Annotated in this window: 16 protein-coding genes; 8 read left to right on the top strand and 8 right to left on the bottom strand. The window is 71.6% G+C overall.

Annotated features, from left to right (window positions below):
- Positions 1-99: 99 nt before the first annotated feature.
- A complete protein-coding gene (locus E5671_RS11110) occupies positions 100-855 on the top strand; it encodes an MIP/aquaporin family protein (protein WP_160503680.1) in 756 nt (251 codons plus the stop codon).
- Between the two features lie 14 nt (positions 856-869).
- Positions 870-2390 (top strand): glycerol kinase GlpK, encoded by a 1521-nt coding sequence (gene glpK, locus E5671_RS11115; protein WP_160503681.1) that lies wholly within the window; start codon positions 870-872, stop codon positions 2388-2390.
- An 83-nt stretch (positions 2391-2473) separates the two neighbouring features.
- Here glpK and E5671_RS11120 read toward each other — a convergent pair whose 3' ends face one another.
- From E5671_RS11120 to E5671_RS11140, 5 genes are read right to left on the bottom strand one after another with little or no spacing between them, the layout of a single operon-like run.
- Positions 2474-3079 carry a GTP-binding protein gene (locus E5671_RS11120; protein ID WP_160503682.1) on the bottom strand — a complete coding sequence of 202 codons (606 nt, stop codon included), beginning with the start codon at positions 3077-3079 and terminating at the stop codon, positions 2474-2476.
- Positions 3060-6770, bottom strand: coding sequence for a hydantoinase B/oxoprolinase family protein (locus E5671_RS11125; RefSeq protein WP_160503683.1), 3711 nt, complete (start codon positions 6768-6770; stop codon positions 3060-3062). Before E5671_RS11125 ends, E5671_RS11120 begins: the two co-directional genes overlap by 20 nt.
- Before the next feature lie 25 nt (positions 6771-6795).
- Positions 6796-7209, bottom strand: a complete 414-nt coding sequence (locus E5671_RS11130; protein ID WP_160503684.1) for a DUF742 domain-containing protein — start codon at positions 7207-7209, stop codon at positions 6796-6798.
- A gap of 9 nt (positions 7210-7218) precedes the next feature.
- Positions 7219-7659 carry a roadblock/LC7 domain-containing protein gene (locus E5671_RS11135; RefSeq protein WP_160503685.1) on the bottom strand — a complete coding sequence of 147 codons (441 nt, stop codon included), beginning with the start codon at positions 7657-7659 and terminating at the stop codon, positions 7219-7221.
- The gene (locus E5671_RS11140) at positions 7656-10631 is read right to left on the bottom strand and encodes a sensor histidine kinase (protein ID WP_160503686.1); all 2976 of its coding nucleotides are present in this window, start codon (positions 10629-10631) and stop codon (positions 7656-7658) included. Before E5671_RS11140 ends, E5671_RS11135 begins: the two co-directional genes overlap by 4 nt.
- 439 nt (positions 10632-11070) lie before the next feature.
- Between E5671_RS11140 and E5671_RS11145 the strand changes: the two genes are divergently transcribed.
- Positions 11071-11532 carry a hypothetical protein gene (locus E5671_RS11145; protein ID WP_160503687.1) on the top strand — a complete coding sequence of 154 codons (462 nt, stop codon included), beginning with the start codon at positions 11071-11073 and terminating at the stop codon, positions 11530-11532.
- 7 nt (positions 11533-11539) lie between these two features.
- Here E5671_RS11145 and E5671_RS11150 read toward each other — a convergent pair whose 3' ends face one another.
- On the bottom strand, positions 11540-12697 hold the full coding sequence (locus E5671_RS11150) for an NAD(P)/FAD-dependent oxidoreductase (protein ID WP_202121081.1): 1158 nt from the start codon (positions 12695-12697) through the stop codon (positions 11540-11542).
- Entirely contained in the window at positions 12694-13014 is a 321-nt protein-coding gene (locus E5671_RS11155; RefSeq protein ID WP_160503688.1) for a bifunctional 3-phenylpropionate/cinnamic acid dioxygenase ferredoxin subunit, read from the bottom strand. Before E5671_RS11155 ends, E5671_RS11150 begins: the two co-directional genes overlap by 4 nt.
- A gap of 190 nt (positions 13015-13204) precedes the next feature.
- Between E5671_RS11155 and E5671_RS11160 the strand changes: the two genes are divergently transcribed.
- The 5 genes from E5671_RS11160 (at position 13205) to E5671_RS11180 (ending at position 20169) form a co-directional block, all read left to right on the top strand.
- On the top strand, positions 13205-14056 hold the full coding sequence (locus tag E5671_RS11160; protein ID WP_202121082.1) for an IclR family transcriptional regulator: 852 nt from the start codon (positions 13205-13207) through the stop codon (positions 14054-14056).
- A 226-nt stretch (positions 14057-14282) separates the two neighbouring features.
- Positions 14283-15368, top strand: coding sequence for an S-(hydroxymethyl)mycothiol dehydrogenase (locus E5671_RS11165; protein WP_160503689.1), 1086 nt, complete (start codon positions 14283-14285; stop codon positions 15366-15368).
- On the top strand, positions 15365-17836 hold the full coding sequence (locus tag E5671_RS11170; protein WP_160503690.1) for an FAD-dependent oxidoreductase: 2472 nt from the start codon (positions 15365-15367) through the stop codon (positions 17834-17836). The genes E5671_RS11165 and E5671_RS11170 overlap by 4 nt, the downstream gene beginning before the upstream one ends.
- 37 nt (positions 17837-17873) lie before the next feature.
- The gene (gene solA / locus E5671_RS11175; RefSeq protein ID WP_160503691.1) at positions 17874-19028 is read left to right on the top strand and encodes an N-methyl-L-tryptophan oxidase; all 1155 of its coding nucleotides are present in this window, start codon (positions 17874-17876) and stop codon (positions 19026-19028) included.
- A gap of 13 nt (positions 19029-19041) precedes the next feature.
- Entirely contained in the window at positions 19042-20169 is a 1128-nt protein-coding gene (locus tag E5671_RS11180; RefSeq protein ID WP_160503692.1) for an SRPBCC family protein, read from the top strand.
- On the opposite strand, the gene E5671_RS11185 is transcribed toward E5671_RS11180, so the two are convergent.
- Positions 20166-24869 (bottom strand): hypothetical protein, encoded by a 4704-nt coding sequence (locus E5671_RS11185; RefSeq protein ID WP_160503693.1) that lies wholly within the window; start codon positions 24867-24869, stop codon positions 20166-20168. The two genes, E5671_RS11180 and E5671_RS11185, sit on opposite strands and share 4 nt — an antisense overlap.
- Between the last annotated feature and the right edge of the window lie 63 nt (positions 24870-24932).

The raw sequence follows: 24932 nt of genomic DNA on the forward strand, positions 1-24932 counted from the left end.
TTCGGCTGAAGTCACCGGGCACAGCCAGGCAGTTGTCGTGGAACGCACCCAGCACGGAGTACCGGGGTCACCGCCCCGGGCGAGGCCCTAGGAGCCGCCATGTACTCGAATGGGGACATCTTCGTCGGTGAGATCATCGGCACCGCGATCCTGATTCTCTTCGGCGCCGGCGTGTGCGCCGCCGTCACCCTGAACCACTCGAAGGCGAAAGCCTCCGGATGGGTCGTCATCGCCTTCGGATGGGGCTTCGGCGTGCTCGCCGGCGCGTACACCGCAGGGCCTCTCTCCGGTGGTCATCTCAACCCGGCCGTCACGCTCGGCATCGCGATCGACACCGAGGAGTGGGGCAAGGTCTGGATCTATCTGCTCGGGCAGATGGTCGGCGCGACGCTCGGCGCCGTTCTCGCGTACCTCGTGTACTACGCGCAGTTCAACGCCAACGTCTCCCGCAGCGTCAAGGACAAGGTGACGAGCGCGCACGAGCCGACGCCGACACTCGGCATCTTCTCGACCATCCCGGAGATCCGTAACACGGCGGCCAACCTCGTCACGGAGATCATCGCGACCATCGCCCTGGTGCTGCCCATCCTCGCCTTCGGGCTCACCAAGGGGCTCGGCGAGTCGGGCACGCAGACGCTCATCGTGGCGTTCCTCGTCGTCGGCATCGGCCTCTCGCTCGGCGGGCCCACCGGCTACGCCATCAACCCGGCCCGCGACCTGGGCCCGCGCATCGTGCACACGTTCCTGCCGATCCCGAACAAGGGGACGTCCGACTGGAGTTACGCCTGGATCCCCGTGGCCGGGCCGCTGATCGGCGGAGCGCTCGCAGGTCTCATCTACAACGTAGCCTTCTGACGCTAGGGGTAGCCATGCCGGACAACTCCGAGAAGTTCGTCGCCGCCATCGACCAGGGCACCACCTCCAGCCGCTGCATCATCTTCAACCACGCGGGCGAGATCGTCGCCGTCGACCAGCGCGAGCACCGCCAGATCTTTCCGAAGCCGGGGTGGGTCGAGCACGACGCCACCGAGATCTGGTCCAAGGTGCAGGCCGTGGTCGCGGGAGCGATCGCCAAGGCCGGGCTCAGGGCCGACCAGCTCAGCGCCCTCGGCATCACCAACCAGCGCGAGACGACGGTCCTGTGGGACCGCGCCACGGGCAAGCCCGTGCACAACGCGATCGTCTGGCAGGACACCCGGACGTCGGCGCTCTGCAACGAACTGGGCGGCGCCGACGGCCAGGACAGGTTCCGGGAGCAGACCGGGCTGCCGCTCGCGAGCTACTTCTCCGGGCCCAAGGCGGCCTGGCTGCTCGACAACGTACCCGGGCTCCGGGCCCGCGCCGAGCGCGGCGAGATAGCCTTCGGCACCATCGACTCCTGGCTGATCTGGAACCTCACCGGCGGCACGGACGGCGGCGTGCACGTCACGGACGTCACCAACGCCGGGCGCACCATGCTGATGAATCTGGCCACCCTCCAGTGGGACCAGTCGATCCTGGCCGCGATGAACGTCCCGGAGGCGGTCCTTCCGGAGATCAGGTCGTCCGCCGAGGTCTATGGCACCGCGGTCGGGCAGCTCTCCGGTGTGCCGGTCGCCTCCGCGCTCGGCGACCAGCAGGCGGCCATTTTCGGGCAGGCCTGCTACGACACGGGGACGGCCAAGAACACGTACGGAACCGGCAGCTTCTTGTTGCTCAACACCGGTAACCGGCCCGTTCCCTCGAAGAACGGGCTGCTCACCACGATGGGCTACAAGATCGGCTCCGATGCGCCCGTCTACTGCCTCGAAGGGGCGATCGCCATCACCGGCGCCCTTGTGCAGTGGTTCCGCGACCAGCTCGGCATCATCCGCAGCGCCGACGAGATCGAGCCCCTGGCCGCGAGCGTGGAGGACAACGGCGGCGCGTACATCGTGCCCGCGTTCTCCGGTCTCTTCGCGCCCTACTGGCGCTCCGACGCGCGCGGCGTCGTCACCGGGCTCACCCGGTACGTGACCAAGGCGCATCTGGCACGCGCCGTCCTCGAGGCGACCAGCTGGCAGACCCGTGAGGTCGTCGACGCCATGTACCAGGACTCCGGGGTGCAGCTGCGGACCCTGAAGGTGGACGGCGGCATGACCAAGAACAATCTGCTGATGCAGCATCAGGCGGACGTTCTCGGGGTGCCGGTGATCCGGCCGAAGGTCTCCGAGACGACGTGTCTGGGCGCCGCGTACGCCGCCGGGCTCGCGACCGGCGTGTGGAACGACCTCGACGAGCTGAAGGCGCACTGGCAGCAGGACGTCGAGTGGACGCCGGCGATGGACACGGAGGCGCGCGAGCGCGAGTACCACAACTGGCACAAGGCGGTGGAGCGGAGCTTCGGCTGGCACGAGGACGGCGCGAGCTGAGCCGAGAGCCGAGCCGAGGATGACCGCGGCCCGTACCCCGGTCGGCGGGGGTACGGGCCGTGGCTGTGCACGCCTTCACGCGCTCACGTCGTCGCGGGCTCCCTGGCCGCGGCGGCGGCCTCCATCGCGTGCTGGACCACTCCGATGAGCACTTCCTTGACGGACTGCCGCTCGCGCGCGTCGCACATCACCACGGGGACGCCGGGGTCGAGGTCGAGCGCCTGGCGCACGGCCTCGGCGGGGTAACGCGACGCGCCCTCGAAGCAGTTGACGCCGACGACGAAGGGTATGGAGCGGCGCTCGAAGTAGTCGACGGCCGCGAAGCAGTCCTCCAGGCGGCGGGTGTCGGCGAGGACCACGGCGCCGAGCGCTCCGGTGGCCAGCTCGTCCCAGAGGAACCAGAAGCGGTCCTGGCCCGGGGTGCCGAAGACGTACAGGACCAGGTCCTCGCGGAGGGTGATGCGCCCGAAGTCCATGGCGACGGTGGTGGTGTGCTTGTCCGAGACGCCGCTGGTGTCGTCGACCGGGCGGCCCGCCTCGCTGAGCAGCTCCTCGGTGCGCAGCGGTTTGATCTCGCTGACGGCGCCGACAAGGGTCGTCTTGCCCACGCCGAAGCCGCCCGCCACGAGGATCTTCAGCGTGACCGGCTCGACGGGGGCCTTGCCGCGCTCAGAACGCTTGAAGATCATCGCTCGCTTCTCCTGGATGAGTGGTGTCGCGTGAACCAGTGGTGACGGTGGGGTCGGGGGTGACGGTGGGGTCGGGGGTGACGGTGGGGTCAGGGGTGTCGCGCGGGGCCGGGCCGTATCCGCCACCGCCCGGAGTTTCGATCACGAGTACGTCGCCGGGGCCCGCGTCCGCGAAGTCGCTGGCCTCCAGCGTCTGGACGCTGCCGTCGGCACGCTCCAGGCGGCCTGTGCCGAGCGCTCCGGGGCTGCCGCCCGCCATGCCGTACGGCGCGACCCTGCGGTGCTGCGAGAGCGTGGAGACCGTCATCGGTTCGCGGAAGCGGATGCGGCGCACGGCCCCGTCCCCGCCGCGCCACGTGCCGGCGCCGCCGCTGCCCCTACGCACCGCGAACTCCTCCAGGAGCACGGGCAGGCGCCACTCGAGGACTTCGGGGTCGGTGAGCCGGGAGTTGGTCATGTGGGTCTGGACGACGGGCGCCCCGTCGAAGCCGTCGCCCGCCCCGGATCCCGAGGCCACCGTCTCGTAGTACTGGTGGCGGTCGTTTCCGAAGGTGACGTTGTTCATCGTTCCGGAGCCCTCGGCCTGGACGCCCAGCGCTCCGTAGAGGGCGCCGGTGATCGCCTGTGAGGTCTCGACGTTCCCGGCGACGACGGCCGCCGGCGGCTCGGGGGCGAGCAGGGAGCCCGGCGGCACGATGATGCGCAGGGGGCGCAGACAGCCGTCGTTGAGCGGGATGTCCTCGGCCACCAGGGTGCGGAAGACGTACAGGACAGCGGCGTTGACCACCGCGAAGGGTGCGTTGAAGTTCGTGGGGAGCTGGGGGGACGTACCGGTGAAGTCGATGGTCGCCGAGCGGGCTTCGCGGTCGACCGAGACGCGGACCCGGATGACGGCCCCCGAGTCAGTTGGATATACGAACTCGCCCTCTTCAAGGGCGTCGATGACACGGCGTACCGCTTCTTCGGCGTTGTCCTGTACGTGCCTCATGTACGCCTGGACGACATCGAGCCCGAAGTTCTCGATCATGCGGGCGACTTCGTCGACGCCCTTCTGGTTGGCGGCGATCTGGGCGCGCAGGTCGGCGAGGTTGGTGGCTGGGTTGCGGGAGGGGTAGGGGGCGTCGGTGAGCAGACTCTGGGTCTCGTCCTCACGGAAGCGACCGCCCTCCACAAGAAGCCAGTTGTCGAAGAGAATGCCTTCCTCCTCGATGGAGCGGCTGTTGGCGGGCATGGAGCCGGGGGCGATCCCGCCGATCTCCGCGTGGTGCCCGCGCGAGGCCACGTAGAACAGGACCCGCTCCCCCGGAGTGTCGAAGACCGGTGTGATGACGGTGACGTCCGGGAGGTGGGTTCCGCCGTGGTAGGGGTCGTTGACCGCGTAGGCGTCCCCGGGGCGCATGCCGCTGCCGCGGCGCTGGATCACCTCCTTGACGCTGGTGCCCATCGAGCCCAGGTGCACCGGGATGTGCGGGGCGTTGGCGACGAGGTTGCCGTCCGGGTCGAAGAGCGCGCAGGAGAAGTCGAGCCGCTCCTTGATGTTGACCGACTGGGCCGTGGACTCCAGGCGGGCGCCCATCTGTTCGGCGATCGACATGAAGAGGTTGTTGAAGACTTCGAGGAGGACGGGGTCGGCCGCGGTGCTCGCCGCGGAACCCCCGGGCACCGCCACACGTTCCATGACCAGGTGCCCCTCGCGTGACATGGCCGCCTGCCAGCCGTCGTCCACGACCGTCGTGGCGCTGGCCTCGGTGATGATCGCGGGACCGTCGACTCTCTCGCCGGGCGGCAGCTCCTCGCGGCGGTGCAGGGGCACGTCGCGCCAGGCGCCGCCCGTGTGCAGCCTGACGGTCTCCGGAGCGCCTCGTTGCGTGTCACCGGCGAGCACGGAGAGGTCGGGCTGCTCGGTCAGGCCGGTGGCCTCCACGGAGAGCGCCTCGACGACGACGGGGCGGTCCAGGGTGAAGGAGTAGGTGGTGCGGTGGCGTTCCTCGAAGACGCGGATCATGCTGTCCGGCTCGGTGAGCTCCACGGTGAGCGTGGTGTCGGTGCCGTCGTAGCGCAGCTGGGCGCGGCGTGTGACGCGGATGCGGTCCTCGGGCACGTCCTCGGCGAGGAGTTCGGCTCGGGCCGCTTCCTCCAGGTCGTCGGCGGTCTTCAGGACGCGGGGCATCGCGGACGGTTCGAGGCGGGCCTCCACGGACTGCTCGCGCATCGCGGTGGTGTCGGCGAGGCCGATGCCGAGCGCGGAGAGCACTCCCGCCATGGGCGGTACGAGGACGGTGCGGATGCCGAGCGAGTCGGCGACCATGCAGGCGTGCTGGCCGCCCGCGCCACCGAACGTCGTGAGGGCGTAGCGGGTGACGTCGTGGCCCTTCTGGACCGAGATGCGCTTGACGGCGGCCGCGATGTTGGCCACCGCGATCTGCAGATAGCCCTCGGCGACCTGCTCCGGAGTGCGGTCGTCGCCGGTGCGTTCCCTGATGTTGTCGGCCAGCGCGGTGAAGCGGTCGCGCACGTGCGCCTCGTCGAGCTGCTGGTCGCCGTCAGGGCCGAACACCCGGGGGAAATAGGCGGGTTGGATGCGCCCGAGGGCGACGTTGGCATCGGTGACGGTGAGCGGGCCGCCGCCCCGGTAGCTCGCCGGGCCCGGTGCGGCGCCCGCCGAGTCGGGGCCCACGCGGTAGCGGCTGCCGTCGAAGTGGAGCACAGAGCCGCCGCCCGCCGCGACGGTGTGGATGTCCAGCATCGGGGCGCGCAGCCGTACGCCCGCGATCCGCGTGGTGAAGACCCGTTCGTACTCGCCCGCGTAGTGCGACACGTCCGTGGACGTGCCGCCCATGTCGAAGCCGATGACGCGGTCGAAGCCCGCGCGCTGCGACATACGGGCCATGCCGACGATGCCGCCGGCGGGCCCGGAAAGGATCGCGTCCTTGCCGCGGAACTGGCCCGCTTCGGTGAGGCCGCCGTTCGACTGCATGAACATCAGCCGTACGCCGCTGAGTTCGTCGGCGACGTGCTGGACGTAGCGGTGCAGGACGGGCGACAGATAGGCGTCGACGACCGCCGTGTCGCCGCGCGGGACCAGCTTCATCAGCGGGCTGACCTCGCTGGAGAGTGAGACCTGCGGAAAGCCCGTACGGACGGCCAGTTCGGCGATCGCCCGCTCGTGGGCGGGGTGCAGATGGCTGTGCATACAGACCACCGCCACGGCCCGGATGCCGTCTTCGTAGGCCTCGCGCAGCGGCCCGGCGAGCTGCTCCAGGTCGGGCGCCCGCAGGACCTCGCCCTCGGCGGTGACCCGCTCGTCGGCCTCGATGACCCGGTCGTACAGCAGCTCCGGAAGGACGATCTCCCGGGCGAAGATGTGAGGGCGGTTCTGGTAGGCGATGCGCAGGGCGTCGCCGAAGCCGCGGGTGATCACCAGGGCGGTGGGCTCGCCCTTGCGCTCAAGGAGGGCGTTGGTGGCGACGGTGGTGCCCATCCGGACGGCGTCGATGGGAACGTCCGCCGTGTCGTCGGGAACGCCCGGAGCGGCACCCAGGAGTTCACGGATGCCCGCGACGGCGGCGTCGGTGTAGCGGGAGGGGTTGTCCGACAGGAGTTTGTGCGTGAGCAGACGCCCGTCGGGACGCCGCGCGACGATGTCCGTGAAGGTGCCGCCCCTGTCGACCCAGAACTGCCAGCCAGTCACGTCTCACTCCCCGATTCCGCGCTGTTCAGAGCGCCCGGAGGCCGTTGATCACGTCGCGCAGAATACTCTCGTCCGGCAGTTCCGCAGGGGGTACGGGACGTGTCACGTGGACGAGTTCGTCGTCCACGAGATCGCCGATGAGGACGCGGATCACGCCGATGGGAAGGTCCAGTTCGGCCGCCAGCTCGGCGACCGACTGGGGGCTGTCACGGCAGAGCCCGACGATGTCCACGTGCTCCGGAGACAGCGTCCTGTCCGCCTCCGGGTCGCCGGCTCGGGCTTCCGCGATGACGACCGCGATCAGATCGAGGCGGTGCTGGGCCGGACTCGTGGTCCGGCCGCGCGTCATGGCGTACGGCCGCACCACGGGCCCGGCGTCGTCGTCGAACCAGCGATGCGTCCCCTGTGTCCCCTGTGTCCCCTGACCGTCTTCGCTCATACCCTCCCGCTACCCTCCCGTGGGCAGGTCGGTGCGCGGCGCCGTACCCAGATGCACACCCACCCTCTTGACCAGCAGCGTCATTTCGTACGCGACCAGGCCTACATCGGAGTCGGCGTCCGCGAGGACGGCGAGGCAGCTGCCGTCGCCCGCGGCCGTGACGAACAGGAAGGCGTCGTCGAGCTCGACCACGGTCTGGCGGACCCTGCCCGCCTCGAAGTGGCGTCCGACGCCCTTGGCGAGGCTGTGGAAGCCGGAGGCGACAGCCGCGAGGTGCTCGCTGTCCTCCCTCGTCAGATCCTGCGATACGCCGGTGGGCAGGCCGTCGCCGGAGAGCACGAGCGCCTTGCGGATGCTGGCGACACGCTGCACCAGGTCGTCGAGGAGCCAGTTCAGCTCCCTCGCCGTCCCGGTATTGGCGATGCGTGCGTCGGCCTTCGGTGCGGTCATCGACCGTCCCCCTCAGATGTCGTTCCTGGTGCTGTGCCGTCGGAGGCGTCTTCGCCCGCGGCGTTCTCTTCACGACCACGCTGCCAGCCACGCTGGAGCGAAGCCATCCGGTTGCGTACCTCGTCGGCGTCGCGCTCCTCCGGCCTGGTCGTGGCCGGGGCCGGGTCGCGCTCCGTGCGCTGGTCCGGACCGTCCTTCAACTGTGGGGCGAGATTGGCCTGGCGGACGCGCCGGGGCAGTCCGCCGGGTGCGGTGGTGGGCGCCGGGGGCCGGCCGACGCGGGGCTCTGTCTCCGTGCGCGGCGTTTCCGTACGCGGGGACTCCGTACGCGGGGACTCCGTACGCCGGCTGCGCCTCGGGAGGTCCGGCGGGGCGTCGGCCGCGGTGACGTCGCGGTGCGGCGGGGAGAGGTCGGGCCAGGCGGACTGCGGCTCGGGGCGGCGCGGCAGGTCGATGGGCTCGGCCGCGGGGCGGCCGCTGCCGCGGTCCCGGTCCACGGCGCCGCCCTGGGGGCGCCCAACGGGGGTCTGCGGGCGCTCGGGGCGCTCCGGTGCCGCGTCGTCGTCCTCTGCCGCGCCACGGGGCCTGTTGTGCGTCACGGGACGGCCGTGCGAGGAGACCAGCTTCGGGGTCCTGCGGCGGGGCAGCTGTACGGGGTCTCCGGGGGCCGCGTCGTCGTCGGGGCCGCTGAAGCCGCTGCCGTTGCCACCGCTGCTGCCGCGTGAGGGCAGGTCGTCGGGGCGGGTCGGCTCGCGCTCGCCCGTCTCCCGCTCGTCGCGGGCCTGCTGGTGCTGTTCGTCCCCCTGGACCCCGGCCACGCGGCGGCGCGGGCGGAAGAGACCGCCGCGCTCGCTGTCGGCGTCGTCGAGGTCGCCGAGCGCGCCGGGGAAGGGGTCGAGGTCCGCCATGCCGACCGGCGCCTCCAGCTCGACGGGACCGTCGAGGAGGGACGCGGGAAGACCCGGCAGCTGTACGGGCACCTGGCCGAGCGCGGCCTTCTTGTCTCCGGTGGCGTCGCGGCCCACGGCTTCCCTGGGCTGCGGCCGGTCCAGACGGAAACCGATGCCGTTCGTGTCCGGTACGTCGTCCGTGAGCAGCGTCTCCGGGATGAACACCACGGCGGTGGTCCCGCCGTACGGAGAGGGCTGCAAGGAGACGCGTACGCGCTGGCGCTGTGCGAGGCGGCTCACTACGAAGAGGCCGAGGCGGTCGGTGTCGGAGAGCTCGAACTCCGGAGTCTCCGCGAGGCGGAGGTTGGCGTCCAGGAGCGCGTCTGCCGCCATGCCGAGGCCCCGGTCGTGGATCTCCAGGGTGAAGCCGTTGGCGACGTGCTCTCCGAGGACCTGCACCGCGGTGTGCGGGGGTGAGAACACCGTGGCGTTCTCCAGGAGTTCGGCCATCAGGTGGGTGAGGTCGGCGACCGCGGGCCCGGTGACGGCGATGCGCGGCAGGCGGCGCACCTCGATACGTTCGTAGTCCTCGACCTCGGCGACGGCCGCACGGACGACGTCCATGAGCTGGACGGGCTTGCGCCACTGCCGGGACGGTGCGGCGCCGGAGAGGATCACGAGGCCTTCGGCGTGCCGCCGCATGCGCGTGGTGAGGTGGTCCAGGCGGAAGAGGTCGGCGAGTTCGTCCGTGTCCTCGGTCCTGCGCTCCATCGTGTCGAGCAGGGTGAGCTGCTTGTGCAGGAGCACCTGGCTGCGGCGGGCGAGGTTGACGAAGACCTCGGAGACGCCGCGGCGCAGGTCGGCCTGTTTGACGGTGGCCTCGACCGCCGCGCGCTGCAGGGTGTTGAGGGCCTGGCCGACCTGTCCGACCTCGTCCTTCTCGTACGTCAGGCGCGGCGCCTCGGTCTCGACGTCGACCTGTTCGCCCGCTGCCAGGCGGCGCAGCACGCCGGGCAGCCGGACGCCGGAGGCCTCGTGGGCCTCCAGGCGCAGTCGGCGCAGGTCACGGATGAGGCTGCTGCCGATGCGTACGGACATGAAGACCGAGAACAGAAGCGCGAGCAGACCGAACACGCCCGCGACGACGACCCGCACGATCACGCCGACCGCCACCGGCTCGACGCGGTCCTGGAAGCGGTCGCCCGCGGCCTTGTCGCGCTCGGCGAGATCCTTGAGCGCCTTGCCCGAAGCGGCGTCCCAGCGCGCCGACGTGACGGCGCGCGGGGTGCCGGGCGAGGATTCCACGACGGCCTTCTCGGCGGACCTCAGCTCGGTCGTCTCCGCGCCGTTCCAGTACCGCTCGTAGCCGGCGCGCTCGTCCTCCGGCAGCTGCGCGAGGTTGACCTCGTACAGCAGCGTGCGCTGGGCCCTGAGATCGGAGACTTCCCGGATCTCGGCCTTGGTGAGCCTGCGCGCGACCAGTGCGGAACCGAGCAACGCGTCCTCGCGGGAGAGCAGTTCACGGGCCCGGGTGACGCCGACGAGTGCCCGGCCCTGCTGGTCCATCTTCACGTCGTCGAGACCGTGCAGGGTCATCAGGAAGCCGTAGCAGGGGTCGATCAGTTTCGTGTACATCTTCAGCGCGCCGGCCCGGGTGATCGTGCCTTCCTCGACCGTGCGGCGCAGTGACTCGATGCCCTCGAAGGAGTCGAGGAGCGACGCGAGCCGGTCGGCCGACTGTCCGGTGACCTCCTCGCGCACGTCCGGGTGCTCCGCGTTCTCCACGACCTTGGCGATCATCTCGTCGGTGGCCGTCTGGCTGCGGCGCAGCGCGGCGAGCGCGTCGGAGGCGCGGGGGTCGGCGAGATAGACGAGGGTCTGGCGGCGTTCCTGCTGGACGACCCGTGCGGTGTCCTCGATCGGGTAGCCGATCTTGTCGACGACGTTGGCGACGTCGATGAGGTCCTTGGCCGACTGGCCGGTGAGGTAGGTGGCGAAACCCCACATCGCGGTCAGGGAAATGAGCGGCACCAGCAGCAATGCCACGATCTTCCGGCGGATGGACTTCCCGCGAAAGCGCATGGCCTCCCCCAGATCGGCCCCCTGCGGCCGCGCTATGGCCAGGGGCACACATGTGCGTCAACAAACGGCGTGAGCCTACTACTGACACAGGAGCAACTCGAAGGCACGTCCGGACGGATTTCAGCCGTGACGCAAAAGGGACGTCCCCAGTTGTCCCTCCAATTCGGGAGATTGCATCCCGCGTGTGGCACATGCCACTCGGCACAGTCCGCCTTGCCCCTGGACCCAGTTGGCCGGATCTCTTCGCTTTTCCGAACCGCGTGGGAATCTTCCCGGTCTCTCGTTCGTCTTTCAGTACGGGAGTTGGGACAGCGGGCACCAGAGACAGCATGCCGTCACCAGGTGGCGTAAAGCCGCGTATATCGGGCAGCCACTGAAGAGTCGGAACGGCCGGCATCTCATCCAACGGCCCGTGGGGCACCGGGGGAGTGACGAGTTGATGGGCACGGCACAGCGCCAGAGGACGACCGAGGATGAGCACGAGGCATCCAGGCGTCAGTCCGGCGAGGACCGCAGGGAGTTGTGGATCGAGGAGCCGGCGCGCAGACGGCGCCTTCCCGATCCGGTGCGCACGGCCGCGGTGCGAGCCGTGATCATCGTGGCGCTGACCCTGATGCAGGCCATGACGGCGTTCCTGTGCGCGGTGGCCGGTTCCTGGCTGTCCTTCCCGATGGTGCTCAGCAGCGTGGCCAGCACCGTCGTCGCCACCTGGGGCGTCCTGGACGTGTGGGTCACGCGCCAGGTGTGGAACCAGCGGCACGGGGTGGTGTCGGTGCCGAGCAGCACCGCGCGTCAGCTGCGGCGCGAGCGGCGCCGGGCCCGCCGGCAGGCTCGGACGGCGGCGCGGGGCGAGGAACGCATACGGAGGCGTGGCCGGGCAGGGCAGTTGTCGCACCCCTAGCCGGCAGTCAGGCCGCGACCGGCACCTCCGCCAGCAGTCCGCGGCGCATCCGCATGAACGGACGCGGCCGGTCCACCGCGAGGACCGCCGTGGTGCGCCCCTCCCGCTCGTATGCGGCGAGGAAGCTGCCCTCCTCCGGAGAGCCTTCGAGGAGGCGCACGGTGTCGTCGGCGCGCCGCCGCCCCGCGAACTGGATGCGGGAGCCGTACTGGTCGGACCAGAAGTACGGCAGCGGGCGCACGGTCTCGGCCGTATGACCGGCCAGCAAGTTGCCTATGGCGACGCGGGGTTGTTCCGTGGCGCTCGTCCAGTGCTCGGCCCGCGCGCCGCCTACGCGGGCGACATCGCCCACCGCGACGACGTGCGGCAGCCCGGTGACACAGCCGTCGTCGCAGAGCACTCCGTCACCCAGGGCGAGCGTCGAGCCAGCGAGCCAGCCGGTGTTGGGGGTGGCCCCGATGCCGACGACGACCACATCGGCGGGGAGCAGCCGGCCGTCGGCCAGCTCCACCGTGTGCACGGCCCTCTCGCCGTGCAGCGCGGCGACGCCGGTGCCCGTCACGAGTTCCGCTCCCCCGCGCGCGTGCAGCCCGGCACAGACCGCCGCCATGTCCGCGCCCAGTTGCGGGAGAAGCGGCAGCGGGGCGGCCTCGACGACCGTCACCTCATGCCCGAGCGCCGCGCACGAGGACGCGGTCTCGGCGCCGATGAATCCACCGCCGATCACGACGACCCGCTGGCGCCCGGCGGCCAGCCGCGTGCGCAGGGCGCGGGCGTCGTCCAGGGTGCGCAGGGTGTGCACCCCCTCCAGGAGGGGCCCCGGCAGCCGGCGCGCGGACGCGCCGGTCGCGATGACCACTCCGTCGCTCGCGACGGTCCGGCCGTCCTCCAGGAGCACGGTGCGGCCGCGCGGGTCGAGGCCCCGGGCGCGGACCCCGAGCAGCCACTCGGCGGCCAGTTCGTCGGCCTCCTCGTCGTCGGACAGGGCGAGTTGGGCCTCATCAGCCTTGCCGATGAGGAAGTCTTTGGAGAGCGGCGGCCTGTCGTACGGTTGGTGCGGCTCGTCGCCGATGATCACGAGCCGGCCGTCGTATCCCTGGGCACGCAGCTCGCGCGCCGCGTAGAGCCCGGCGAGCGAGGCGCCCACCACGGTGATGGTCCTCATGCGGCGGAACCCTCCTCGGCCACGAGGTGGACGTGGATCGTGCCGTCGTCGACGCTCACCCGGTGGGTGCGCACGGCGCGGCGGGCGGGCAGGCAGGTCGGCCGCCCGGTACGGAGATCGAATGAGGCGGCATGGAGCGGGCATTCGACCAGGCAGCCCTCGAGCCACCCCTCGGAGAGGGAGGCGTCCTGGTGGCTGCAGGTGTCGTCGATGGCGTAGATCTCGCCGTCGGCGTTGAACACCGCGATGGGAGGTGTGGTGTCGACACGGACGGATTCGCCCGCGGGGAGGTCTTCAAGGCGGCAGACGGGAATCATGGGCCCCCCCTTTGATCTCTCTCGGCCCGGTCCTGACACCTTCTCGGCCCAGGACCCTTCGGTAACATGATGTTTCGCATGGCGCACGAGGGAGCGCTATGCGCAACAGAATCCGGTCGGGACGCCCACCGCGTCAAGGGCTTCCCGAAGATGCGGCTTCAACAGGCCGCGAGGTGGTGAGAGTTGAGATATGACCGGCACGCGGAAACAGCCTGATCAGAACGAGGAGCCGCGCGAGAATCGCCCCGAGAACCGACCCGAGTCCCGCGAGAAACAGCCGAAGCCGGCGCCGGGATCCGTCCAGTCCGTGGACCGCGCGGTCAGCGTCCTGGAGATACTCGCCCGGCTCGGCGAGGCCGGGGTCACCGAGATCGCCGACGAGTTGGGGGTGCACAAGTCGACGGCCTTCCGGCTGCTCGGCGTCCTGGAGAACCGGGGCCTCGTGGGCCAGGCCAAGGACCGCGGGAAGTACTTCCTGGGGGCCGGCGTACTCCGCCTCGCGGGGGCGGCGGCAGTGCGTCTGGACATCTCCCAGGAGGGCGGCCCTGTCTGCCGCGACCTCGCCGACGAGCTGGGCGAGACGGTCAACATCGCGATCTTGGACGACGACGCCGCGGTCAACATCATGCAGGCCCGCGGTCCCGCGTCCGTGACCGCGCAGAACTGGCTGGGCAGGCGCACCCCGCTGCACGCCACCTCCAGCGGCAAGGTCCTGCTCGCCCATCTGCCGACGACGCTGCGCGAGGGCCTGATCGCGCGGACGCTGCCGCGCCTGACCGAGCACACGGTGACCGGGATGGTGGCGCTGCGCGGCGAGCTCGAGGCCGTCGTGGACCAGGGGTACGCCGTCGCCGTGGAGGAGCTGGAGGTGGGTCTGGCCGCCGTCGCTGCGCCGGTGCGCGCGCACGACGGCAAGGTGATCGGGGCGCTCAGCGCGTCGGGGCCCGTGTACCGGCTGACCGAGGACCGCCTCACCGAGCTCGCCAAGCGCACGGTCGCCGCGGCCGTGGAGCTGTCGCGGCGGATGGGGTACGGCTTCTGACCGACCGTCAGTAGACGCGTGGGACGAGGGCGGAACCGGTGATCACCGGTTCCGCCCTCGTCGCGTCCGCGCACCCGAACCTGTCGCGTGTCGATCGTGTTTCGCCGTGCCCAGCTGATTTGCCAAGGGTTAACTCCCACCCCTTGACGGCCTCTTGATGGCGTTCCCAGTATGTCTCTCATAGCGCAACCCGTCGTGCAGTGCGCAACAGCAGAGGAGTCTGGCCGTGCCACACGAGGTCCGTGCCGTCGTCGCCATGAAGAAGGGCGCACCCGTCGAGGTGCAGACGATCGTCGTGCCAGATCCCGGACCGGGAGAGGTACTTGTCTCCGTGCAGGCCTGCGGGGTCTGCCACACGGATCTGCACTACCGGGAGGGCGCGATCGACGACGACTTCCCGTTCCTGCTCGGCCATGAAGCCGCCGGCACCATCGAGGCGGTCGGCGCCGACGTCACCGATCTCGTCCCCGGCGACTATGTGGTGCTCGCCTGGCGCGCCCCCTGCGGAGCCTGCCGCTCCTGCCTGCGGGGCCGCCCCTGGTACTGCTTCGACTCACGCAACGCCGCCCAGCCCATGACCCTCCTTGACGGCACTCCCCTGAGCCCCGCCCTGGGAATCGGCGCCTTCGCCGAAAAGACCCTGGTCGCCGACGGGCAGGCGGTGAAGGTGGACCCGGCGGCCCGTCCCGAGGCCGCCGGGCTCATCGGCTGCGGCGTGATGGCCGGCTACGGGGCCGCCGTGAACACCGGCGGGGTGGGCCGCGGCGACACCGTGGCCGTCATCGGCTGCGGCGGCGTCGGCAACGCCGCGATCGCCGGTGCATCGCTGGCGGGCGCGCGCCGCGTCATCGCCGTCGACATCGACGAGGCCAAGCTCGACGGGGCGACCCGGTTCGGCGCCACGCACACCGTCAACTCCCGCGGCACGGACCCGGTCGAAGCCGTCCGCGAACTCACCGGCGGCTTCGGGGTCGACGTCGCGATCGACGCGGTCGGCACCCCGTCGACGTACAAACAGGCCTTCTACATGCGCGATCACGCGGGTGTGCTCGTGCAGGTCGGTGTGCCCGATCCGGAGATGCGGATCGATCTGCCGCTGATCGACCTGTTCTCGCGTGGCGGCGCCCTCAAGTCCTCCTGGTACGGCGACTGTCTGCCGAGCCGGGACTTCCCGATCCTCGTCGACCAGTACCTCAGCCGCCGGCTCGACCTCGGCGGCTTCGTCTCGGAGACGATCACGCTCGACCGGGTCGAGGAGGCGTTCGGCAGGATGCACCGCGGTGAGGTCCTGCGTTCGGTGGTGGTCCTGTGAGTGACACCTCCGCGACCAGCGGCGCGGAACCCCGGCCGCCCCGCGTCGTCGTCATCGGCGCCGGCATCGTCGGCTGCTCGCTCGCCGACGAGCTGACCGCCCGCGGCTGGAGCGACGTCACGGTCCTCGAACAGGGTCCGCTGCCCGCCCCCGGCGGCTCGACCTCGCACGCCCCCGGCCTCGTCTTCCAGACAGGCCCTTCCAAGACCCTGACCGCCTTCGCGACGTACACCGTCGAGAAGTTCGGGGCCCTGGAAGTGGACGGTCTGCCCTGCTTCAACGCGGTCGGCGGCCTCGAACTCGCCACCACGCCCGAGCGCTGGGCCGACCTGCACCGCAAGGCCGGGTACGCCGCCTCCTGGGGCATCCGCGCGGAGCTGGTCGGCCCGGCCCGGTGCAAGGAGATGTGGCCGCTCATCGACGAGAGCAAGGTCCTCGGCGGCCTGCACACCCCCGACGACGGGCTCGCCCGCGCCGTGCTCGCCTGCCGTGCGCAGATCGAGCGGGCACGCGCGCGTGGAGCGCGTTTCCTCGACCGGCACACCGTGACCGGCGTGGAGCAGGAGGAAGGACGCGTCACCGCCGTCGTGACCGACCGGGGCACGTTCCCCGCCGACCACGTCGTGTCGGCTGCGGGCTTCTGGGGTCCGGTGATCGGGCGCATGGCCGGTGTCGACATACCCCTCCTGCCGCTCGCCCACCAGTACGCGAAGACCGAGCCGCTGCCCGAGCTGGCGGGCGTCAACGACCCGCGCACGGAGGCCTCGAAGCCGATCCTCCGCTTCCAGGACCGCGATCTGTACTTCCGTGAGCACACCGACCGCATCGGCATCGGTTCGTACGCCCACCGTCCGCTGCCCGTGGACGTGTTCACGGTCCCGGCGTACGACGACGCGGCCGAGATGCCGTCCTCGTACCCCTTCACCGCGGAGGACTTCGCTCCGAGCTGGGAGGACTGCGGCTGGCTGCTGCCCTCGCTGCGCGACACCGACGTCGCGGAGGGCTTCAACGGCGTCTTCTCCTTCACTCCGGACGGGATGCCGGTCCTCGGCGAGTCCCGTGCGCTGCGCGGCTTCTGGCTGGCCGAGGCGGTGTGGGTGACGCACTCCGCGGGTGTGGCCAAGGCTGTCGCCGAGTGGATGGTCGACGGGCGGCCCTCCATCGACGTGCACGACTGCGACCTCACCCGCTTCGAGAACGCCCACCGCTCCCCCGCCTACGTGGCCGACCGCGGCGCCCAGCAGTTCGTCGAGGTCTACGACGTCCTCCACCCGCTGCAGCCCATGGAGCACCCCCGGCCCCTGCGGGTGAGCCCTTTCTACGCCCGGCAGCAGGAGTTGGGCGCCGTCTTCCTGGAGGGCGGCGGCTGGGAGCGCCCGCACTGGTACGAGGCGAACGCCCCGCTTCTCGCCGACGTCGAGGTCCCCGAGCGCGACGCCTGGTCGGCCCGCTACTGGTCGCCGATCGCGGCCGCGGAGGCGAAGGCGACCCGCGAGAAGGTCGCCCTCTACGACATGACTCCCCTGCGCCGCCTGGAGGTGTCGGGGCCCGGAGCACTCGCGTTCCTGCAGCGCATGACCTCCAACAACCTGGCCAAGAAGCCCGGCGCGGTGACGTACACCCTCCTCCTGGACGAGGCGGGCGGCATCCGCTCCGACCTCACGGTGGCCCGGCTCGCCCCGGACCGCTTCCAGGTCGGCGCCAACAGCCCGGCCGATCTCGACTGGCTCCAGCGCCACGCCCCCGACGGCGTGCACCTGCGGGACATCACATCGGGCACCTGCTGCATCGGCGTCTGGGGGCCGCTCGCCCGCGACCTCGTCCAGCCGCTCACCCGCGACGACTTCTCGCACGAGGCGTTCGGATACTTCAGGGCCAAGGAGACGCACATCGGGCATGTCCCGGTGACGGCGATGCGTCTGTCGTACGTCGGTGAGCTGGGATGGGAGCTCTACACGGACGCCGACACCGGGCTCCGGCTCTGGGACACGCTCTGGGACGCGGGGCAGGAGCACGGCGTGATCGCGGCCGGGCGTTCGGCGTTCAACAGCCTGCGCCTGGAGAAGGGCTACCGCGCCTGGGGCCACGACATGACCACCGAACACAACCCCTACGAGGCGGGTGTCGGCTTCGCGGTCCGCATGGACCGTGGCGACTTCGTGGGGCGCGCCGCGCTCGAACAGCTCGGCTCCCCCGCCCGGAAGCTCACCGCCCTGCTGTTGGACGATCCGGCCGCTGTCGTTCTCGGCAAGGAGCCCGTGTACGTCGACGGAGCAGCGGGTGCCGCGGCCGGGTACGTCACCAGCGCCTCGTACGGCTACACGCTGGGCCGGTGCGTCGCCTACGCGTGGCTGCCGCCGCTGGAGGCGGGCGCGGGCGTGCACATCGAGTACTTCGGCGAGAAGGTGCCCGCGACGGTCGCCGAGGAGCCGCTGTTCGACCCGAAGATGACCCGCATCCGCCGGTAGCCGGTTGAAGCCCCATCAGCGCTCTGGAGGAATCTCTGTGTCCCCCACCTATGACGTGATCGTGATCGGCCTCGGCGGCATGGGCAGCGCCGCCGCCCACCACCTGTCCGCGCGCGGCGCCCGCGTCCTCGGCCTGGAGAAGTTCGGCCCCGTCCACAACCGCGGTTCCAGCCACGGCGGTTCGCGCATCACCCGGCAGTCCTACTTCGAGGACCCCGCGTACGTACCGCTGCTTCTTCGCTCGTACGAGCTGTACGCACGCCTGGAGCGCGACACCGGCCGCGAGATAGCCACCCTGTGCGGCGGCGTGATGGTCGGCCGCCCCGAGAGCCGCACCGTCTCCGGTTCGCTGCTCTCCGCGCGGCAGTGGGACCTCCCCCACGACATGCTCGACGCCCCCGAGATACGCCGCCGCTTCCCGACGCTCAGCCCGCGCGACGACGAGGTGGCGCTGTACGAGGCGCGGGCCGGGCTCGTCCGCCCCGAGAACACCGTCGCCGCCCATCTGCAGCTCGCCACGCGGCAGGGAGCCGACCTGCACTTCGAGGAACCGATGACGCGCTGGGAGCCGTACCGGGACGGCGTCCGCGTACACACTCCCGAAGAGACCTACACCGCAGGGCAGTTGGTGATCTGCCCGGGTGCCTGGGCGCCGCGGCTCCTCACGGACATCGGGGTGCCGTTCACCATCGAGCGGCAGGTCATGTACTGGTTCCAGCCGACCGGCGGCGTGCGGCCCTTCCTGCCGCAGAACCACCCGATCTACATCTGGGAGGACGCGGACGACGTGCAGGTCTACGGCTTCCCGGCCATCGACGGCCCCGACCTGGGCGCCAAGGTCGCCTTCTTCCGCAAGGGCACGCCCTGCACGCCCGAGGACATCGAACGCACGGTCCACGAGCACGAGGTCGCCGCGATGGCGGACCACATGAGCGGGCACATCCCCTCCCTGCCTGGGCAGTTCCTCAAGGCCGCGACCTGCATGTACTCCAACACTCCCGACGAGCACTTCGTCATCACCCGCCACCCGGCCCACCCGGAATCGGTCACCGTCGCGGCCGGATTCTCCGGGCACGGCTTCAAGTTCGTGCCGGTCGTCGGCGAGATCGTCGCCGATCTGGCGCTGCGGGGCGCCACCGATCACCCCATCGAGCTCTTCGACCCCAGCCGCCTTGCCGCCGCGCCCGCTTGAGGAGTACGCCACCGTGACGACGACCCCTGAGGCCCCGTCCGCCGCCAGCCTGATGACCACGCTGCCGGGGCACTTCTACACTGATCCCGAGATCTTCCGGCAGGAACAGGAACGCGTCTTCGAATCACTCTGGTTCTGCGCGGTGCGCGCCTCCGACCTCGGCAAACCCGGCGCGTTCCGCACGGTCCAGATCGGCCGCGAGAGCGTCCTTGTCACCCGCTCCCGCTCCGGAGAGCTGCGCGCCTTCCTCAACATCTGCCGCCACCGCGGCGCCCGGCTGTGCACGCAGGAGTCCGGAGAGGTGCGCCGCGCGCTCCAATGCCCGTACCACGCGTGGACGTACGACCTCGACGGCAAGCTGATCGCCGCGCCGAACCTGGTGAAGATGCCCGACGTCGACCGCACCGCGTACGGCCTGGTCAAGGTCGCGCTGCGGGAGTGGCTCGGCTATGCCTGGGTGTGCCTGGCCGACGAACCGCCCTCCTTCGAGGAGACCGTCATCGGCGCTGCCGTGGAACGTCTGGGCGACACGGCGTCCATCGAGCACTACGGAACCGAAAGGCTCGCCCTCGGCAAACGCGTCACGTACGACGTGCGCGCCAACTGGAAGCTGATCGTCGAGAACTTCATGGAGTGCTATCACTGCGCGACCATCCATCCCGAACTGACCGAGGTCCTGCCGGAGTTCGCGGACGGGTTCGCCGCCCAGTACTACGTCGGGCACGGCGCCTCGTTCGGCGAGGAGGTCAGCGGATTCACCGTCGACGGCAGCGCGGGCTTCGACCGCCTCCCCGAGGTCGCCGAGGACCAGGACCGCCGCTACTACGCGATCACGATCAAGCCGACCGTCTTCATCAACCTCGTCCCCGACCATGTGATCCTGCACCGGATGTTCCCGCTGTCCGAGGATCGCACCGTCGTCGAGTGCGACTGGCTCTACGCACCCGAGGTCGTCGAGTCCGGCGTCGACCTCGCCAAGTCCGTGGAGCTCTTCCACCGGGTCAACGAACAGGACTTCGAGGCCTGCGAGCGCACCCAGCCCGCGATGGCGTCACGCGCCTATCGCGGGGGCGGGGTGCTCGTGCCGACCGAGCATCACATCGGTCTCTTCCATGAGTGGCTGGCGGGCCTGTTGGGCTAGGCCGTAGGGGCTGGGCGCTTGTACATGCGCGTCGCCGTGATCTCCCCGTGCACGGTCTCCTCGGCCGGGTCCTGCTGCGGCAGGCCCGGCCGCAGGTGCTCCTCGACGCTGATGTACTTCAGCCCTGCCCGCAGGTCCGCGTCGTTCCGCAACCGGATGACCAGCGGGAACTCCGCGAGCGCGGTCGTGTCGAACAGGCCCGTGGTGTAGAGCAGTTGCACGCCGAGCGCGTCCGAAACGGCCCGCTGGAGCTCCAGGAGGTACGTGGCGTTGGCGCGGCCGATGGGGTTGTCGAGGAAGAGCGTGCCCGCGTGCCGGTGCTTGTCGCGGCCCCGGTCGTTGCTGCGCAGGGCGGCCATCGTGCAGTACAGGGCGATGGCCGCGGTGAGCAGCTGGCCGCCGGAGAAGACGTCGCCCATCTGGCCGACCGGCACGCGCTCGGCGCGCAGCACGGCGTCCGGCTTGAGGATCTCGACGGCGATGCCACGCGGCTCGAGCGCGGCCTGAACTCCGCGCAGCAGCAAGGACATTCCGTCCCGCCGCATGTCGGAGTTCTTCTTGACCGCGGCCCGCGTGGCCTCGTCGATGACCTCGCCGAGGCGTTCGGTCAGCGTCGCCCGGTCGGGCTCATCGAAGCGGACGCGCAGGAACTCCTGGCCCGACCACTCCCCCAGGCCCTCGGGGAGCTGCGAGAGGCGCTGCGCCGACCGCAGGGTGGCGAGCGAGGACTCCACGAGCCCGCGGAGCCGGTCCACGATGCTGTCGCGGTTGCGCTCAAGCTGCTCCAGCTCGTCGGTGAGCACGCGCAGCCGGGGCGCGAAGGCGTCGGCCCACTTCTTGGCGTGTTCCGGCAGCGCGGACGCGGGCAGTTCGCGGATCTGCTGGCGGGCGGGGGTGCGCACCTGCTCGTAGCGCGTGGAGTTCGCGTGTCGTACGAGGATGTCGCTGGCCTCGCGGACCGCCGTCTCGGCGGCGGAGAGGTCGGCGGCGCAGCCGCGCAGGGAGCGCCGGGCCTCGGACGCGTCCTTGCGGGCCTCTTCGAGCGTGCCGGGGTAGGGCTCGGGCTCTTCGGCGGCTGCGGCGCCCTCGGTGTCCTGGTGCTGCTCGCGCATCAGGTCGCGCAGGAGCGCCGCTGTCTCGTCGAAGCCTCCCGCGGCGTCCTCCGTGGCGCGGTGGGCGTGCAGGAGGGTGGCGTGTACGTCCTTGGCCTGGCTCAACGCCTCGGTGTGCGCGGCCAGTTCGGCGGTGGCGGTGCGCAGGAGGGCCTGCGCGTGCTCGGCGTCGGCGGGGACGAGGTCTTCGGGCAGCTCGGTGTGCGCTTCGGCGTCGTCCTGGGGGGCGAGCCGCTCGGCCTCGCCGCGGAGCCTGCCCAGTTGCTCGCTCGCGGCGGAGGCGCGGGTCTCGATGAGCTGGACCTGGGCCTCCGCGCGGGCGGATGCGGCCTGCCGGGACGGGCCGTCGGAGCCGTCCGTGCCCTCCAGGAGCAGGGCGGCGCGGGTGCGGACCTTGTTGCTGAGCCGGTCGAGCTCGGCGAGGGCGCCGCTCTCGTCGCTCTCCGCGCGGGCCTGTTCGGCGCGCAGGTCGGCGCCGACGCCGACCTTCTCGTAGAGCTGGGACGCGGCGCGGTAGGCCTCGCGGAGTGCGGGCAGCGACGTCTTGGGGGCGCTGGTGTCCTCGGGCACGTCCTCGGGGGCGCCCGCGATCTCGGCGCGCTCGGCACGCAGGGCGCGGGCGGTGCGGCGGGCGTCGTCGGCGGCTCGCTGGGCGGAGCGGCGGTCCTCGTCGGCGGCGCGGGCGCGGTCCAGACAGGTCTGGGCGCGGGCCTCCGACTCCACGGCGTCGTCGGCGAGTTCACGCAGCTTGGTCTGCCAGCCCGCGCGCTCGCGCAGGCGGAACGCGAGCCCCGCGAGTGCGTCGGCGACGCGCCGCGCGCGCTGGGCGGCCTCCTGCCGCTCGTCACGCGCGCGTGCCGCTTCGGCAGCCGCCTCGTCGGCCTCGGCCCGGACCGTGCGGGCCTCGGCCAGTTCGGCCTCGGCCTCTTCGGCGAAGGCGCGGGCGCTGCGTGCGGCGGCGGCGAGCTCTTCGATGCGTCCTGCCGGGCAGCCGCCGCGCCAGGAGGCGAGCCGCGCGGCCAGTTCGCGGTCCTTGGCGAGGCGCACGGCGAGCGCCCGGATCTCCTCGTCGCGCTGCGCCGCCCGCGCGCGCAGGGCGGTGCGCTCCTCGTCGGCGGCGTGTTCGTCGTGCATGGCGGGGTTCGGCGGTACCAGGAAGACGTCCCCGCCTTGTGCGTCCTCACCGGGTGTCGGCGCGAGGAGGGCGGCCGCGGTGCCGACGGCTACGGCGGAGCGGGGCAGCAGGGCGGCGCCCGCGAGGGCTTCGCGGGCCCGTGCATGGGTGGCGGGGTCGGTGATGACGACGCCGTCGACCAGCTCGGGCCTGGCGGCGAGCACGCGCGCGTGGTCGGCGGGGTCGACGGCCTGCGCGAGATAGCGCCAGCCGGGCAGGGCGGGGATGCCGTGCTCGCCGAGGAACTCGACGGTGGCCAGGACGTCGGGGCCCGGCGGAAGGAGCCCGCCGTCACCGAGGGCGCCAAGGATCCGGGAGTCGTCGGCGGCGGCGGTCCGCAGTTCGAAGAGCTGCCGCTCGGCGGAGGCGACCCCGTCGTCGAGAAGGGTGCGGAGGTCGTCGGCATTGCGGTCCAGCTCCGCGAGGGAGAGGGGGCCTTCGGTGAGGGAACGGGTGGCAGTGGCGCGGGCGGCGGCGGCCGTGGCGTTGGCCGTCGCCGCCTTCTCGCTGTCGTCGCCCGTCTCGGCAGTCCCCTGGCGAGGCTGCGGCACCCCGCTCTGGGAGATGGCCCCCGGAAGCCCGAGCAGCTCGGCCAGGCGCTCGTCCCCGGCGATCGACTCCGCGGCACGGCGTTCCGCGTCGTACGCGTGTTCGGCCGCGTCCGCGGCGTCCGACGCGCGAGCCGCGGTGAGTTCGGCGCGGGCCTCGGCGGCGGCTGCCTCCTTGGCGTGCTCGGTGGCACGCAGGGAGGCCTCGCGGGCGGTGTCCCAGGCGGCCGCCGCGGCCTTCTCGGCGTCGCTCGCGGCCAGCGCGGCGCGCGCCGGGTCGGCGTCCGGTGCGGTGTCGTCGAGCCAGCCCGCACGGACCGCCTCCGCGGTCTCCTGCTCGACCTCGGTGAGGCGCTGGCGGAGGTGTCCGGCCTCGCTGCGGGCGCGCTGCGCCTCGGTCGCGGCGACGGTGGCGTCGCGGTGCGCGGCCTCACCGGTCTCCTGGAGCGCGGCCGAGCGCTCCTCCTCCTCGTTCGCGAGCGACTCGGCGCCTTCGGCCGCGGTGTGCAGGACCCGTACGAGATCGGCCGCCGCCTTGGAGCGGGCGGCGAGGGCGGGCGCCGCGTCCCGCTCGGCCTCCAGGATCGCGGAGGCCACGCGCGCGGAGCGGTCGGCGGCCGCGCGGTGGCGCAGGACGGCCTCGGCCGCCTGCCAGGCGGCGTGCAGCTGGCGCGCGTCGGCCAGCTCGCGGCGCTGCGCGGCGGCGGCCTTCTCCGCGACCGTGAGCGCCAAGGAGGCGTGCCGGAAGGCCAGTTCGGCGGAGATCAGCGCGGACCTGCCGCGTGCTTCCTCCGCCGTCGTGACGGTCTGCGCGGCGGCGGTGACCCGCTCGGCGAGCTCCCCCGCGCGGATCCGCTCGGCGACCCCGCGCGCGGAGAGGCGGCGGGCGAGCGTGCGGGTGCGCCGCTCCGCTCCCGCGTGCACGTCACGCGCACGCGCACGCGCGTCGGCGGCTTCGACGATCCGACCGAGGAGGTCGACGGAGCCCGCGGTGAACTCCCGCTCGGCGATGAGTTCGGAGCGGCGGCCCAGCTTGTTGCCGAAGCCGTGCACGAGGTCGGCGAGGCCGTCCGTGTCGCGGGTGTCCGTGACGGCGCGCAGCAGCAGGTCGGTGAAGTCGGAGTCCTTCTTGACCGCGAAGAGGCCCGCGGCCTCGCCCTCGTCGGCGTTCATCTCCCGCTGGTAGCGGAAGAGTTCGGGGTCGAGGCCCAGGTCGCCGAGGTGTTCGTTCCAGCGGTCGTGGATCTCCTCCCAGTGCACTTCGAGGTGGGGGTACGCCTTGCCCGCCTCGGTCAGCGCGTCACGGAAGCCCTTCATGGTGCGCCGCCGCCCCTGGGCACCCGACGCGCCTTCCACGGAGGGGCGTACGGCGGTGGACTCGGCGACCGGCAGCGAGTCCAGGCTCATGCCGGGTCCGGGCCGGAAGGAGTACCACGCCTCGGCGAACTTCCGCGGGTCGTTGGAGACCTGCCGTCCGCGCCACTCGCTGACCTTGCCGACGACGACGCACTCGCCGGTCAGCGTGTGCTGCCACTCCAGGGCGACGTGCCCGCAGTCGTCGGCGAGGAGGAACTTGCGCAGCACTCCGGAGCTCGCGCCGCCCAGCGTGTTCCGGTGGCCCGGCAGCATCACGGAGAAGATCAGCTTCAGCAGGACGGACTTGCCGCCGCCGTTCTCCAGGAAGAGCACGCCCGCGGGCGCGGGACGGCGCGGAGGGCCGACCGGCTCGTCCTCGAAGAACTCCGCCTGGGCGGGCGCGGGGTCGGGCACTTCCGCGCCGACGCCGCGCAGGTCAAGCACGGTGTCGGCGTAGCGCGCACCGGCGGGGCCGATGGAGTAGAGGCGGACCCGGGACAGCTCGTACATGGCGGCGGACTCTCGTCGTAAATCGTGCGGAACAGCAGGAAGTTGCGGGGTGACGTGGGAGCG

Origin of the sequence: Streptomyces sp. BA2, assembly GCF_009769735.1 — a bacterium.
GTDB lineage: Bacteria > Actinomycetota > Actinomycetes > Streptomycetales > Streptomycetaceae > Streptomyces.

What these genes read in the sequence shown, in the direction of transcription:
- E5671_RS11110 (WP_160503680.1), top strand. Translation starts at nt 100, where the DNA reads ATGTACTCGAATGGGGACATCTTCGTCGGTGAGATCATCGGCACCGCG.
- glpK (WP_160503681.1), top strand. Translation starts at nt 870, where the DNA reads ATGCCGGACAACTCCGAGAAGTTCGTCGCCGCCATCGACCAGGGCACC.
- E5671_RS11120 (WP_160503682.1), bottom strand. Translation starts at nt 3,079, where the DNA reads ATGATCTTCAAGCGTTCTGAGCGCGGCAAGGCCCCCGTCGAGCCGGTC.
- E5671_RS11130 (WP_160503684.1), bottom strand. Translation starts at nt 7,209, where the DNA reads ATGAGCGAAGACGGTCAGGGGACACAGGGGACACAGGGGACGCATCGC.
- E5671_RS11135 (WP_160503685.1), bottom strand. Translation starts at nt 7,659, where the DNA reads ATGACCGCACCGAAGGCCGACGCACGCATCGCCAATACCGGGACGGCG.
- E5671_RS11140 (WP_160503686.1), bottom strand. Translation starts at nt 10,631, where the DNA reads ATGCGCTTTCGCGGGAAGTCCATCCGCCGGAAGATCGTGGCATTGCTG.
- E5671_RS11145 (WP_160503687.1), top strand. Translation starts at nt 11,071, where the DNA reads ATGGGCACGGCACAGCGCCAGAGGACGACCGAGGATGAGCACGAGGCA.
- E5671_RS11150 (WP_202121081.1), bottom strand. Translation starts at nt 12,697, where the DNA reads ATGAGGACCATCACCGTGGTGGGCGCCTCGCTCGCCGGGCTCTACGCG.
- E5671_RS11155 (WP_160503688.1), bottom strand. Translation starts at nt 13,014, where the DNA reads ATGATTCCCGTCTGCCGCCTTGAAGACCTCCCCGCGGGCGAATCCGTC.
- E5671_RS11160 (WP_202121082.1), top strand. Translation starts at nt 13,205, where the DNA reads ATGACCGGCACGCGGAAACAGCCTGATCAGAACGAGGAGCCGCGCGAG.
- E5671_RS11185 (WP_160503693.1), bottom strand. Translation starts at nt 24,869, where the DNA reads ATGTACGAGCTGTCCCGGGTCCGCCTCTACTCCATCGGCCCCGCCGGT.